Raw genomic sequence first — 13,417 nt, 5'->3', positions numbered from 1 at the left:
GCAGATGAGGTGAAAGTCTCGGATCCAGATGACCAATTTCCCGACAGTGTCGGATGTGCAACGCTTCTGGACGTGACCGAGATGGCGACCACTCGGAAGACGAAGGAAAAGTAGGTACCTATCCAGGTATTTCAGCGTATGTGCTCAACCAGCCGAAGTGTCACGCTCTAGATGTACCTACGCACGGCGATCGAAGGTGATTTCGACGATCGAACTCAGGGGTCACTGAACAATTGTCTGTACCTGCCGACGCGAGCCCGGCCCACAGGTGACGACGATGCGTTCCAGTGACCCCCTGAGCGTCGACGCACGCTGGTTAAGCAGATAGCTGGCACGAAACCTTCTTCGCCTGGTGTAGGTGCAGGCAGTCGAGCCGACCCCCCGCGGCTCGGCTGCCCTCAACACGCGATGTGGGGTCCGAATGGCGGCGCCGAATTGGCGATTAGGGCGCCCGTCTGCGAACCGAATGTCAGTGAATGTAGAAGTTCTCGGAATTTCATTGGGAGACAGTAGGTTTGTTTGATCCCCAGGTTGAGGGAGTCTGGGGATCGCCTACCTGTGATTGGGGCACTCACGAACTGTGACGGAAAGGTCCGCTCCCGGATATTAGATTTACGGTGCGTCCGAACTGGCCGGAGATACTTGACGTGGAGTTTCCGGCGCCGACGTTCTACCGATATCGGGCCTTCTGCCCAGGACTCGCTTGGTGACCCATACGGCAGGTGCCGACAGGAACGGCAGATACACGAAGATATAGCTGTCGAACTCGATGCCCAACGCGAGATAAACCCCAAGGTGAAACCCGAGTAAGACGACGATCCCGATTCTGAACAAGACAGGGAAGAGCACGGCAACGATCAACCAGCCTTCAGCGAAGACAGTGGCGTAGTCGAGTGCCTTCCATAGCCACTCCGAATGGATGTCGAATAGTTCGTGGGTCAGCGGACCGAGCTTGGTGGGGTCAGCGACGTCTCGTGCAACGTAGCCCCGGGTTGCCTGCAATTCGGGGTTCAGCCAGCCGGACGCAGCTTTGGGTAGTGCCGCTGTAAACAGGGCGTAGGCGACCGTCACTGCCCAGATGAGCATGGGCAGTCCGCGGGTTTGAAGTGCTTTGCGTTGTGTGCGTGAACGTCGTGCGTCGAGGGACCATGCGGCGCCCCATCCAGCGGCTGCCATGGCCACCGGCAAGATTTCGAAAAGAATGAAGTGGTCGACCTTGCCGAAGGAATTGACCAACCCGCTGCCGGTCATGAGCGTGAGGGTCATTGCGATGGACGCGGCCGTCGTTCGATATCCGACCAAGATGGCGATCGCCAGGATGAATCGGGCGACTTCGAGTCCGACGAGGAAGTTCTCGGAGGGTGGTGACGACAGCAGGGAGAACGGACCGGATTGCGGATGAAACAGAATCGAGGGAACCTCGCCCGCCCACGTGTAGTCGATGGGAAACGCGATCACATATAGCGCGAAGAGAATTCGAATGACAGCGAGGAACCTCGCATCCCCGCGGTACGCCTCGCACAACTGATCGATGTGGTCGCGCAGGAACAACAGAGTTCCCGCACGGGCACTCATAGATCAACCCTTGTCGTTTCGCACGGGTCAGTTGACGCATCGGTTCCGTCGGTGATGTCGATAATTGTTTTGCGCCAGCAGAACTCGATACTGTCCGGGATGGCACCACTTCCGACTTCGACGCTGCGGTTTCGGAGCCATTCGACCAATTCAGGGTCCGCGGTTCGGGTGTTTCGGTCGCCTGCCCCGCTGGGGCGGAACGCATAATCGAGTGATGCTCTCGCGGATGAGTAGCGAATATCGCCGGCGAGATCCACTGGGTTGGGACTGATCGTGGATCCGTCGGTGTAATGGAGAGTGATATCCAAGCCACTTCCACTGAACTCGCCGTCTGCATTGGGCACGTCACCGAAGCTGGGCATGCGAATTGTCGGGTACGGCTCAGGGCGGACACCGAACGAGTAGGCGCCTTGCACGAGGAGTACGACTGCGAGTGCTGCGATCGCGATCAGTCGCCGATTGCTGCGCTTTGCTTCTGTTTCCGGCATGTCGACGTTCTTCCTGGCACCTGGTGCCGGTTTCTTCGAATGAGAAAAATAGAGGGGATTGCCGAGCGAGGGGACTGGGTGTTGTCGCGCGTCCGTGCAGATGTGCCGAAAGTAGTTGAAGTGTCGACGAAATATAGCTGCGCGATTGCCGCTTGTCGCAGTGTTGATTTGAAAATGGACTTTGGTCCGTCGAATGGGGGACAGTGGGCCCTGAATGCTTTGCCGCGCCTTAACTTCCAGCAAGCTTGGCCCCAGTCTGCTGTGAGAGCGGGATTTCACTCCTTCGTTGATGGCCGATTCAAGCGGAACGACAGATGCTTGACACTCGCTCAGAGGCAACATGATTCGACCCCGTATGTTTACGGGGTGACCAAACCCAACAAGCGAACTGTCGCCGTCATCGGTGCCATGGTTTTCACCGTCGTAGCGGTGATCGTAGGATTTGCGTACGAGCAATCCCGAGACAGTCGGGCAACTGCCTCTGTATCGCAGCCTGACAGTTCGGCGCCGGCGCTGAATGCCCCTACCGACGACTTCGACACGGTCGCAATTTTGGGGGACTCGTACTCGATTCCGAACACGACGGGAGATCATTGGCCGGCGCTGCTCGCCTTCGATCGTCGCTGGTACCTGGCAGATTTTGCGAGCGGTGGCACCGGCTACGTCCAGGGAAACGAGGAAAAAGGCAAGCTACCGTTCGGTGCGAAAATTGATCAGGTCGTTGCGGTGAATCCCGAGGTCGTCATCATCGCCGGCGGTCGGAACGATGTTTCGTACCCGCTCGAGGTGCGAGATGCGACTCGGGAGTTGTATGCGCAGCTACGAGATCGGCTTCCTCACGCCAAGGTTGTCGTCATCGGCCCCATCATGGACAACCGGCCTCCATCCGAGACCGCTGTCAATGTCAACGATCGAATCCGTTCCGCCGCTGAGCAGTACAAGCTGCCTTTCATTGATGCGCTCGCCGAGAACTGGCTGTCGGACCCGACGTTACTCAAGGAAGACGGCATGCATCCCACGCCGGCAGGTCAAAGGCTCATGTTCGAGAAGATCAGCGAGCACCTTCACTCGCTCGGTCTCTAGCTCTGAAGGAAAGCGAAGAGGACCCCGCAGGCGCGGGGTCCTTTTTTCGTGAAAAGTATTGTCGGACTTAGGTCATCAGTAGCGAGGACTTTGGGTGCAGTCTTGGATGGCCGGCTGCCTCACACGATGATGGAAAAGTTCGGGTAAGAAAGCTCTCGCGGGCTGTGTCGCCGCCCCTATCCGCGTTGCGGCTTGTGTGCATCGCAGTTCACCGCAGGTGATGCACGCGCGGCGATATCTACGCTGGGAGCTCGTCGGCGGAATGTCGTTCTTGTGCCTTGCCGGTGGCTCGACCATCACTGCAGTCTGAACGGAGATGGCAGGGATGGCGTAGATCATGTCGACAAGTTGGCCACCCTTGATGTTCTGCGCCACCCGTGATCAAACCGGGCAATCGGAACAAAGTGCTTGTCGAAGAGTTACAGTTGATGTTAATATGTAACGATAAGTCGCAAATGAACAGCGGCTTCGAGGTCGCGCTACCGGAAGCCGATGGGCGCCGGGGGAGATTGGTCTGCTGTCGATGGACGCGACGCCGTTGGGCGGCACAGATAAAGGCTCTGCGAGTTGCTCCCGGTCGCACCCCTGATCAACCTGACAGACCAACGTAACGGAGAACGTACTGTGACAATCAAGAACTCGATCGCGCCTGGTGTCATAGCCGATCATGGAAACAGGCTGTTCGGCAACACTATTCGATCAGCTGAAGGTGAGGAACTCGTCCAGCGGCTGAATGCCATGTTCGAGCGAGCGAACAGCACAGGTCAGGTGGTGAATCAACGAGAACTCTCGACCGTGCTTTCTGCGCGGAGACCCGAGGGTGCGCCGGGCGACCGGTCGATTCCGGCGTCTGACAGGCTGATGCGTGCGACCGAGGGACTCTCTTACGAATCCCTCTCCTTGTTGATTCGTGCGGCCGAGCATTTGCTGCGTTCGGAGGGGGTACATGTCGACTCGACGCCTTTCACCTGAGGGACGACGAGACCAGTTGAAGTCTCGGCCAGAGTCGCGTCACAGGATCTTTGACGTTGAACTGAAAGCTCTGGGGAATTTCAAGTGACCGGCCGTCGCAGACGAACGAAAATTTGTCACCAACGGAATGGCGTTGATACGTCGCTGTCCGGAATTCCGTTGTGCGAGGGGCGAACCAGACGTCCAGTGTTGCTCAACCGCAGGATCCTGATTCTGCCTTCTCGAATGCCTCCTCGATGCGCTGACGCCCCTCAGCGTCGAATCCCCTCCAGTCGCGGTATGGTCCGCTCATGTATTCGCGGACTCGATCGATCGGTGACGCGGAATCGCTAGGAGTACGTCCCAATTCTTCGGCCAATCCGAGTATCGACTGGCAGATCTTTTCGACGGAGTCTGGTACTTCGAGCCTTCGGACCCACGTTCCGCCCGTTTCGGTTGTTGTCGTTGCGGTGTCGGGTTGCTGCACTGTCTGCGACCCGCAGCCCGCAATCAACAAGCCGGCAGCGAGAGTGGACAAGGCGAGCGAAGAGCGCATGTTACGAATCAAACCAGATGCCGCAAACGATGATGGAAATACGGATCAACATTCGCCCCGGGCACTCGAATGAAGTGAATTGACGACCACCGCCTGCTCTTGCTGTTGCGCGGCTTGGGTGCGCCCACTTCCGCGCCACACGCGGAGAGTGTCAGCACGAAGGTAACCGAAATACCGAGCACGATTCGCTTCATCGGCCGATCGAAGCAGACTGACCCCGCCCTGGCGGACTATTCTCGATCCATGCCGATCACCCCGGATACAAAGAACTGGACCTGGGTCCTCGAACGCCCATGCGGCGAGTGCGGGTTTGATTCGTCCGCTGTTGCGTTCGCGGATGTTCCAGATCTTGTGCGTAGCAATGCCGTCTCGTGGGCCGAGGTACTGGAGCGCGAGAATGTGACGGAGCGACCGGACAGCGAAACATGGTCAGCGCTGGAGTATTCCGCCCACGTACGCGACGTGTTCAGGATCTTCAAGGTGAGGTTGGAACAGATGCTCGAATTCGACGATCCGCAATTCGAGAACTGGGATCAAGACGCAACAGCTGAGGCCGAGCGGTACAACGACCAAGATCCGGCAACGGTGGCATCGGAATTGTCCGACGCCGCGGCGGAAGTCGCGAACGCCTTCGAAACCGTGCCAGAGGGTAGCCGCCAACGACGGGGTCTCCGCAGTGACGGATCGGCGTTCACCGTCGAATCGTTGGCGGCCTACTTCATTCACGATCCGATCCATCACCTGCACGACGTCTCGGCGTAGTCAGAGCCCGCGCACCTCCTCGAGGGTTCTTCTGGCTCCGACGGAGTGCAACGAGTCGAGGGTCTTTCGGAAGCTTGCGACAAATCGGCGATCGTCCACGAGATCGCCGAACACTTGGCGGTACCCGATGAAGGCCAACGGGTCGCTCGATTGTTTCTGGGCGAGCGGCACCAGAGCATCCGACAGCTGATCGACGACGGTGATGGGATCTCCGTTCTCGTCTGTGCCCTCGGCGTAGCGGGCCCAGCTGGCGACAATTGCGGTGGACAGGTTGATCGACCCACCGGTGTCGAGTTGGGTCCGGATGACGGGCAACAGCCACTTGGGAATTCGATCGGACGACTCGGCGCACAGACGCGCAATCGTGTCGCGGACCTGGGGGTTCGAGAATCGTTCGATGAGGGTCTTCTTGTACTGATCGAGGTCGACGCCGGGTACCGGATCAAGGGTCGGCGTCGCTTCCAGATTCATGTAGTCGAGCAGGAACCCTGACAAGAGTTCGTCCTGGCATGCCTCGTGGACCAGGCGGTATCCGGCAAGGTAGCCGAAGTACGCGATGCCTTGATGGCTGGCATTGAGAAGGCGCAGTTTCATCAGTTCGTACGGGCGAACATCCGGCACGAGATTGACGCCGGCATTCTCCAGAGGTGGCCTGCCTGAGGTGAACTCGTCCTCGAGGAACCACGCGGTGAACGGCTCAGCTGCGACCGGCCACTGATCGTCCACGCCAAACGTCTCGGCGATCTCGGTGGTCACCTCGGCTGTCGTGACGGGTGTGATCCGGTCGACCATGGAGTTGGGGAAGGCGCCGTTCTCGTCGATCCACTCCGCAAGTTCGGGATCCTTCAGGGCGGCGAACGCTCCGACTGCCGTCCTGGCGACCGATCCGTTGCCTTCGATGTTGTCGCAACTCATGATCGTGAAGGGGGCGAGGCCCCGGTCGCGACGGAGTGCGAGTGCCGCACAAATCAGACCGAAGGTTGTGCGGGGGAGTGTTACCGGCTCGAGATCGTGCATCACATCGGGATGGGACGCGTCGAACTCGCCCGTGGTGTGCGAGATGTTGTATCCGCCCTCGGTGATGGTGAGAGATACGATTTTCGTCGATTCGGATGCCATCTTTTCGATCACCGCCTCCAGATCGTCGGGCGCGAACAAGTACTCGACGATCGACCCGATGACCCGGCCTTGGAGGGTTCCGTCAGCATGCTTGAGCGCCAGCGTGTAGAGGCCGTCCTGCGCGCGGAGTGCGTCTTTCATTTGCTTGTCCGACGGCATCACTCCCACTCCGCAGATTCCCCAGTCGAAGGCTTCACCTCGTCGCAGGAGGGTATCGATGTACATGGCCTGGTGTGCACGGTGAAAGCCTCCGACACCGAAATGCACTATGCCGGTAGTGACTTTGCTCCGGTCGTAGTTCGGCACTTCGAGTTCAGCATCGAAGTCGAGCAAGGTCTTCGTATTGAGTTCCATGAAAGTTCTAGTCTCCTTCGGCGACGATGACTACGGCTTTGATGCTGCCGGGAATGCGATCGGCCACCAGGGCCTCTTGCGATCGTTCGAGTGAAAAGCGTGCTGTGACCATCGAATCCAGATCGACGCGCCCGGCAGCGACCAGTGCGGCGGCGATCGGCCACGTGTTGGCGTACCGGAACACTCCGGTGAGCATCAGTTCGCGATTCTGAATGATCGGGACCGGCAACGGTATCTCGTCGGCACCCATTCCGACCAGAACGACGGTCCCAGCGGGCCGAACTGCGTGAATCCCGTCGATCACTGCGGCCGTGGCACCCGACGCGTCGATGAACGCATCGACGGCCAGCGAGCGTACGTCGCTTTCACGAGGATCAACGACGGTTGTTGCGCCGAATTTCAGTGCCACATCACGCCGGGCCGCATCGATGTCCGAGACGATGACTTCCGTCGCGCCGAATGCCTTGGCCACCTGCGTCGTCACGATTCCTACCGGGCCGGCGCCGGCGATCAACACACGAGAGCCGGCAGTGATTCCCGCTTTCTGGGCTGAGGCGATCCCTACGGAGAGTGGCTCGAACAGCGCAGCTGCCTCGTAGGACACGGAATCTGCGATGGGATGGGCGAAGTCGGCACCGATCGTGACGTAGTCGGTCAGCGCACCGTCGATCGGCGGCGTCGCGAAGAACTCCATATGAGGGCAGAGGTTGTATCTGCCTGCCTTGGATTCGGGACTTGTCGGATCGGGCTTCTGAGGCTCGATGGAGACGCGCTGCCCGATGCGTCTTGGGTCGACGCCGTCACCGACTGCGGCGATGCGTCCAGATGCTTCGTGTCCGAGAACGAGCGGTGAGTTGACTACGTAAGGGCCGATGCGACCTTCGTGAAAGTAGTGCGCGTCCGACCCGCACACGCCCACTGCATGGATGCGAACGAGGACTTCACCCGTCTTCGGGGACGGTCGTGGTCTCTCGACCATCTGCATCTTTCCGGTCTCAACGAGGACATTTGCCCGAATTGTCGCAGGTAGATCGACGGATTCTCCGGAAACTGTTGTGTGGGTCACAACGTAGATGTTAGCTTAATGAGCATAAGAACATCTAGTGAGCATCTGCTCACGATCAAGAAACATTGAACCTGATACACAAGGAGACCGTGTGAACCAGTCGGCTCAGCCCGCAGGACTCAAGTCGTCGAAGTTGCCGGCTTCCGAGGATGTGCGGCTCGCCTTGCGGGCAGCGACCATGTATCACCTCGAAGGCGCTACTCAGGCGGAGATTGCAGCGAAGTTGGGCGTCTCGCGGCCTACGGCCGGGCGGCTGTTGGCCAGGGCGCGGACGCAAGGTTTGGTCAGGGTCGAGATTATGGTGCCGCCGGAGCTCGAAGGTTCGGTGAACACGGAGTTGGAATCGAAACTGGAGAAGCACTTCGGGTTGGCCGAAGTTTTGATTGTGCCCGAAGCAAATTCGGACTCGGACGATCCGGACTTCGACGCGCTCGGCCGACGAGCAGCGGAAGTTCTGGTTCGTCGTCTGCAGCCGTCGAGCGTTCTCGGGTTTACCTGGGGTCCGGAAACCGTTGCGGTAGCAGGATCTTTGCCAGACAAGGCGGCGAAGTGCTCGGCTGTGGTACAACTTGACGGCTCCATGACGGTGACCGACTACCAAACCGGTGTCGACTTCACCATCGGCCGATGTGCACAACAGTTGCAGGCCAATCCTATTCGCCTCAATGCTCCGCTATATGCCGACCCGGCGACTGTGGAGTCGATGCGAAACGACTCGGTCATCTCGAAGGCGCTGCAAGCCGGAACTGATTCCGACATCATGGTTTTCGGAGTTGGTGCCGTCTCGACTGCCACGACCTTGTTTGCCGGTAGCTTCGTCGACTCGACCATGCTGGACGAGTTGGAAAGTCGAGGCGCTGTCGGTGAAATCGGCGGCCGTTTCTACACGATCGACGGCAATCCAGTGGAGGGGCCACTGCCTGAGCGAACGGTCTCCGTATCGCTCGACGCAGTGAAATCCTGCGATCAGACGATTCTGATTTCGGGGGGAACACACAAACGCCAGGCCGTTCTGGGCGCATTGCGCGGAGGTTTGGCAAACGTACTCGTCACCGACGTCGAGTGCGCCCAGTGGCTGCTCGAAGGCTAGCGATCTCACGAGTTTCGCTGTCCGAGCGCGCGACTGACACGCAAGTGTGAAGGAAGGTAATCCGTGAAAACAGGAAGACGAGTGTGGGGCGCTGCCGCGGCGGCGCTCTGCCTCCTGGTGTCGGGATGTGCGGGCGCTGGTGCGCTCGGTGGTTCCGGCGAACGAACAGTCACCATCGCGATGGTGTCGAACTCGCAGATGCAGGACGCCATCAAACTGGCGCCGGCTTTCGAAGCCGAGAACCCTGGCATCGACCTCAAATTCGTCAGCCTTTCCGAGAACCAGGCGCGTGCCAAGATCACAGCGTCGACGGCAACCGGCGGCGGTGAGTTCGACGTCGTGATGATCAGCAACTACGAGACACCTCAGTGGGCCGCCAACGGTTGGCTCACGAACCTGTCCGAGTATGCAGACAAGACGCCCGGTTATGACGAGGACGACTTCATACCGTCGATCAAGACTTCTCTGTCATACGAGGACAGTATGTACGCGGTCCCGTTCTATGGGGAGTCGTCGTTCCTGATGTACCGCAAGGATCTGTTCGATCAGGCGGGGATAACAGTTCCCGAAGACCCGACGTGGCAAGAAGTCGCAGGTTGGGCAGCGCAGTTCGACAACCCGGATGCCAAGATGGCGGGAATCTGCTTGCGCGGAAAGCCTGGCTGGGGTGAGGTACTCGCGCCGCTGAACACCGTGATCAACACCTTCGGTGGACGCTGGTACGACGAGAATTGGAATGCGCAGCTGACCAGTCCGCAGGTCGAGGATGCGGTTCAGTTCTACGTGGACACGGTCAAGGAGCACGGTCAGCCGGGCCCTGCCACAAGCGGATTCGGTGAATGTGCAACACAATTCGCGCAAGGCAACACGGCGATGTGGTACGACGCGACGTCGGCTGTGTCGGTTCTCGAGGATCCTGCGTCGTCGAAGGTAGTCGGCAACATCGGATATGCGAAGGCCCCGAAGGTCGAGAAGTCCGATCCTGGTTGGCTCTACACCTGGGCGCTCGGAATCCCGGAGTCGGCAAAGAACAAAGATGACGCCTGGAAGTTCATTTCCTGGATGACGAACAAGGACTACATCCAGAAGGTCGGAACCGAACTCGGCTGGTCGAGAGTTCCTCCGGGAAGTCGCCTATCGACCTACGAGATTCCGGAATATCAAGAGGCCGCACAGGCATTCGGTCCGATCACCCTCGAATCGATCAACAATGCAGATCCGAAAAACCCGACAGTGCAACCGGTTCCGTACACCGGCGTCCAGTTCCTCACCATCCCTGAGTTTCAGGACCTGGGCACTCGCGTCAGCCAGCAGATCAGTGCTGCCATCGCGGGTCAGAAGAGCGTGAAAGAAGCACTCGAACAATCCCAGCAGTATGCCGAGGTGGTCGGCAAGACCTATCAGGAGAACCGATGACTACGGTTGCCGAGCCCAGAACTACGGTGGACGACGCGCCACCGGTCCGTGTCGAAAAGAAGATCTCCCGCGCCGAGGGTTGGCGTCGTAGAGGTCCCCTGTTGCCGGCGTTGATCTTCTCGATCGTCGTCACCCAGATTCCGTTCCTGTTCACCCTCTACTACTCGACGCAGTCGTGGAACCTTGTCCGGCCGGGATCGCGGCACTTCAACGGGTTCGACAACTACATCGAGGTTTTCAAGGACAGTCAGTTTCGGGAAGTCGCGGTCAACACGGTCATCATGATCGTGGGTACGGTCATCGTTTCGGTGATCCTCGGACTCGCGTTGGCACTCCTACTCGACAGAGCCTTCCTCGGTCGCGGGATCGTGCGGACACTGCTGATCACGCCATTTCTCATCACCCCCGTCGCTGGCGCATTGCTCTGGAAGACAACAATGTTCGACCCGGTATTCGGTATCGTGAACTTTGTCCTCCAGCCTTTCGGTGTCGGCCAGGTCGACTGGGTCAGCAAGTTTCCACTCGCCGCCGTCATGATCAATCTGATCTGGCAGTGGACGCCTTTCATGATGCTGCTCATTCTGGCCGGCTTGCAGTCCATGCCCCGAGACATCCTCGAAGCCGCACGGGTGGACGGAGCCAAGCCGTTTGCGATGTTCCGCGAACTGACACTGCCGCACCTGCGCCGTTTCATCGAACTCGGTGCAGTTCTGGGTGCGATCTACCTCGTGAACACCTTTGACGCGGTGTACATGATGACCTCGGGCGGGCCAGGCGTGGCCAGCTCGAACCTGCCGTTCTACATCTACCAGCGCGCATTCCTCGGCTTCGACGTAGGTCAAGCTGCGGCGATGGGTGTCGTGACAGTGATCGCGACCATCATCGTCTCGACACTCGCGCTCCGATTGATCTTCAAGAGCTTCACCGGCAACGAGGAGGCGGCGTGATGACTGCCGTAGAGACGACAAGCGCGACGACCGACAAACCCGTCGTCAAGAAAACGAAGAGCAGTAAGTTCAGTCCGTGGTCGGTCGTGGCGTGGATCGCCGCTCTCGGATTCTTCTTCCCGGTCTTCTGGATGGTCCTGACCGCGTTCAAGACCGAGGCAGACGCCTACACGGACCCGCCGAAGCTGTTCTTCACTCCCACCCTCGAACAGTTCCGTGCCGTCCTCGATTCCGGTCTGGGTACAACGCTGGCGAACTCGGCATTTGCCACAGGAATGTCGACGATTCTTGTTCTGCTACTGGGTGTTCCGGCTGCGTTTGCATTGTCTCTTCGCCCGGTGAAGAAGACGCAGGATGTGCTGTTCTTCTTCATCAGTACCAAGATGCTCCCAGTCGTCGCTGCAATCGTGCCGCTGTACGTGATCGTCAACGACATCGGATTGCTCGACAACATCTGGGCGCTGGTCATCTTGTACACATCGATGAATCTGCCGATCGCAGTGTGGATGATGCGTTCGTTCTTTCTCGAAGTCCCCGCCGAGCTTCTCGAAGCCGCCAGCATGGACGGCGCGAGTTTGTGGACCTCGGTTCGAGAGGTGATCCTCCCGCTGATCTCGCCCGGAATTGCTGCGACTGCGCTGATCTGCGTGATCTTCTCGTGGAACGAATTCTTCTTCGCAGTCAACCTGACAGCTGTTCAAGCGCAGACGATTCCGGTCTTCCTGGTCGGGTTCATCACCGGCGAGGGACTGTACTGGGCTCGGCTCTCCGCGGCAGCGACCATGGCGGCATTGCCCGTCATCCTGGCCGGTTGGTTCGCCCAGAACAAACTGGTGCGCGGCCTGTCCTTCGGTGCAATCAAATAATTCTCCTCACCCTCTCAGGAGTTCGTCATGGCTGAAATCTCGTACCAGAAAGCGTCTTGCATCTACGAAGGTGCCGGGACCCTCGCTGTAGATTCACTCGATCTTGACATCAAGGACGGGGAGTTCATCGTGCTCGTCGGTCCGTCAGGTTCCGGAAAGTCCACGGCCCTGCGCATGTTGGCGGGGCTCGAGGACATCGATTCCGGTGCGATCACCATCAACGGCAAGGACATGACCGATGTCCCGTCGAAGGATCGCGACATCGCAATGGTCTTCCAGAATTACGCGCTGTACCCCAATAAAACCGTCGGCGAAAACATGGGGTTCGCGTTGAAGATGCGCGGTGTGCCCGTCGAGGAGCGTAAGAAGAAAGTTGCCGAAGCGGCCAAATTGCTTGACCTGACGGAATACCTCGACCGCAAACCGGCCAAGCTTTCCGGTGGTCAACGGCAGCGAGTTGCCATGGGCCGAGCAATCGTTCGTGAACCGCAAGTGTTCTGCATGGACGAGCCGCTCTCCAACCTCGACGCAAAGCTACGCGTCCAGACCCGCACGCAGATCGCGGCGTTGCAGCGTCGTCTCGGAACCACCACCGTCTACGTCACGCACGATCAGGTGGAAGCGATGACGATGGGTGATCGCGTGGCAGTGCTCAAGGGCGGCAAGTTGCAACAATTCGCTTCTCCGACCGAACTTTACGATCGGCCGGCCAATGCGTTTGTTGCCGGCTTCATCGGATCTCCAGGTATGAACTTGGTAACGGCGCCGGTCAGTTCGGGTGGGGTGCGTTTCGGCGACGTCGAGGTTCCGCTGGACCGCGAGCAGATGGCGGCTATCGCCGCGGCCGGTCTGGCTTCGGTCACAGTAGGAATTCGGCCCGAGCAATTCCAGGTGGTTGCTGCCGGAGACGGAATCGCAGCTCAGATCGACCTGGTAGAGGAACTGGGCAACGAGTCGTATATCTACGCACACGTGCCTGGTACCGAAGCCGACCCGATCTCGCTCGTTGCACGCACCGGCGGGCGATCGAAGCTGCAGTACGGCCAGACGCTGGGCTTCGAGCGGGTGGACGGTCCTGTTCACCTCTTCGACCCGACTACGGGTGAGCGCGTGGGTAGCTGAATCCCACCACAATCGTGACCTG

General features: G+C 59.1%; 13 protein-coding genes. 8 read left to right on the top strand and 5 right to left on the bottom strand.

The features are described 5' to 3' along the window. Nucleotides 1-612: 612 nt before the first annotated feature. Together ACKAMS_RS11610 and ACKAMS_RS11605 are read right to left on the bottom strand one after the other, a co-directional pair. The gene (locus ACKAMS_RS11610; protein ID WP_080910074.1) at nucleotides 613-1,575 is read right to left on the bottom strand and encodes an HTTM domain-containing protein; all 963 of its coding nucleotides are present in this window, start codon (nucleotides 1,573-1,575) and stop codon (nucleotides 613-615) included. Next, entirely contained in the window at nucleotides 1,572-2,063 is a 492-nt protein-coding gene (locus ACKAMS_RS11605; protein ID WP_408989061.1) for a hypothetical protein, read from the bottom strand. Before ACKAMS_RS11605 ends, ACKAMS_RS11610 begins: the two co-directional genes overlap by 4 nt. A gap of 366 nt (nucleotides 2,064-2,429) precedes the next feature. On the opposite strand from ACKAMS_RS11605, the gene ACKAMS_RS11600 reads away from it, so the two are divergent. Next, nucleotides 2,430-3,146 (top strand): SGNH/GDSL hydrolase family protein, encoded by a 717-nt coding sequence (locus ACKAMS_RS11600; protein ID WP_024487644.1) that lies wholly within the window; start codon nucleotides 2,430-2,432, stop codon nucleotides 3,144-3,146. A 624-nt stretch (nucleotides 3,147-3,770) separates the two neighbouring features. Then, complete coding sequence (locus ACKAMS_RS11595; RefSeq protein WP_141488784.1) at nucleotides 3,771-4,118, top strand: hypothetical protein; 348 nt, start codon at nucleotides 3,771-3,773, stop codon at nucleotides 4,116-4,118. 193 nt (nucleotides 4,119-4,311) lie between these two features. Here ACKAMS_RS11595 and ACKAMS_RS11590 read toward each other — a convergent pair whose 3' ends face one another. Further along, entirely contained in the window at nucleotides 4,312-4,653 is a 342-nt protein-coding gene (locus tag ACKAMS_RS11590; RefSeq protein WP_259119345.1) for a hypothetical protein, read from the bottom strand. A gap of 243 nt (nucleotides 4,654-4,896) precedes the next feature. Between ACKAMS_RS11590 and ACKAMS_RS11585 the strand changes: the two genes are divergently transcribed. Beyond that, on the top strand, nucleotides 4,897-5,415 hold the full coding sequence (locus ACKAMS_RS11585; protein WP_047887967.1) for a DinB family protein: 519 nt from the start codon (nucleotides 4,897-4,899) through the stop codon (nucleotides 5,413-5,415). On the opposite strand, the gene ACKAMS_RS11580 is transcribed toward ACKAMS_RS11585, so the two are convergent. Beyond that, nucleotides 5,416-6,888 carry a mannitol dehydrogenase family protein gene (locus tag ACKAMS_RS11580; RefSeq protein WP_408989060.1) on the bottom strand — a complete coding sequence of 491 codons (1,473 nt, stop codon included), beginning with the start codon at nucleotides 6,886-6,888 and terminating at the stop codon, nucleotides 5,416-5,418. A gap of 7 nt (nucleotides 6,889-6,895) precedes the next feature. Continuing rightward, a complete protein-coding gene (locus ACKAMS_RS11575) occupies nucleotides 6,896-7,906 on the bottom strand; it encodes an NAD(P)-dependent alcohol dehydrogenase (protein WP_031331962.1) in 1,011 nt (336 codons plus the stop codon). A 139-nt stretch (nucleotides 7,907-8,045) separates the two neighbouring features. Here ACKAMS_RS11575 and ACKAMS_RS11570 point away from each other — a divergent pair, with 139 nt between their 5' ends. The 5 genes from ACKAMS_RS11570 to ACKAMS_RS11550 all read left to right on the top strand — a co-directional run bounded on the left by ACKAMS_RS11570 (nucleotide 8,046) and on the right by ACKAMS_RS11550 (nucleotide 13,395). After that, the gene (locus ACKAMS_RS11570; protein WP_021334180.1) at nucleotides 8,046-9,044 is read left to right on the top strand and encodes a sugar-binding transcriptional regulator; all 999 of its coding nucleotides are present in this window, start codon (nucleotides 8,046-8,048) and stop codon (nucleotides 9,042-9,044) included. A 63-nt stretch (nucleotides 9,045-9,107) separates the two neighbouring features. Continuing rightward, nucleotides 9,108-10,460, top strand: coding sequence for a sugar ABC transporter substrate-binding protein (locus tag ACKAMS_RS11565; RefSeq protein WP_019748979.1), 1,353 nt, complete (start codon nucleotides 9,108-9,110; stop codon nucleotides 10,458-10,460). Beyond that, entirely contained in the window at nucleotides 10,457-11,407 is a 951-nt protein-coding gene (locus ACKAMS_RS11560; protein WP_019748978.1) for a carbohydrate ABC transporter permease, read from the top strand. Before ACKAMS_RS11565 ends, ACKAMS_RS11560 begins: the two co-directional genes overlap by 4 nt. Then, complete coding sequence (locus ACKAMS_RS11555; protein ID WP_408989059.1) at nucleotides 11,407-12,273, top strand: carbohydrate ABC transporter permease; 867 nt, start codon at nucleotides 11,407-11,409, stop codon at nucleotides 12,271-12,273. Before ACKAMS_RS11560 ends, ACKAMS_RS11555 begins: the two co-directional genes overlap by 1 nt. A gap of 27 nt (nucleotides 12,274-12,300) precedes the next feature. After that, nucleotides 12,301-13,395, top strand: coding sequence for an ABC transporter ATP-binding protein (locus tag ACKAMS_RS11550; protein ID WP_019748976.1), 1,095 nt, complete (start codon nucleotides 12,301-12,303; stop codon nucleotides 13,393-13,395). The last annotated feature ends 22 nt before the right edge of the window (nucleotides 13,396-13,417 follow it).

This window comes from Rhodococcus sp. 5A-K4, assembly GCF_046097995.1.
GTDB classification, from domain to species: Bacteria; Actinomycetota; Actinomycetes; order Mycobacteriales; family Mycobacteriaceae; genus Rhodococcus_F; species Rhodococcus_F erythropolis.
This window is presented reverse-complemented; position numbering and strand designations above follow the sequence as displayed.

Bases quoted from the DNA above. Each gene is read 5' to 3' on its own strand.
- ACKAMS_RS11605 (WP_408989061.1), bottom strand. From the start codon at position 2,063: ATGCCGGAAACAGAAGCAAAGCGCAGCAATCGGCGACTGATCGCGATC.
- ACKAMS_RS11585 (WP_047887967.1), top strand. From the start codon at position 4,897: ATGCCGATCACCCCGGATACAAAGAACTGGACCTGGGTCCTCGAACGC.
- ACKAMS_RS11560 (WP_019748978.1), top strand. From the start codon at position 10,457: ATGACTACGGTTGCCGAGCCCAGAACTACGGTGGACGACGCGCCACCG.
- ACKAMS_RS11580 (WP_408989060.1), bottom strand. From the start codon at position 6,888: ATGGAACTCAATACGAAGACCTTGCTCGACTTCGATGCTGAACTCGAA.
- ACKAMS_RS11590 (WP_259119345.1), bottom strand. From the start codon at position 4,653: ATGCGCTCTTCGCTCGCCTTGTCCACTCTCGCTGCCGGCTTGTTGATT.
- ACKAMS_RS11550 (WP_019748976.1), top strand. From the start codon at position 12,301: ATGGCTGAAATCTCGTACCAGAAAGCGTCTTGCATCTACGAAGGTGCC.
- ACKAMS_RS11610 (WP_080910074.1), bottom strand. From the start codon at position 1,575: ATGAGTGCCCGTGCGGGAACTCTGTTGTTCCTGCGCGACCACATCGAT.
- ACKAMS_RS11555 (WP_408989059.1), top strand. From the start codon at position 11,407: ATGACTGCCGTAGAGACGACAAGCGCGACGACCGACAAACCCGTCGTC.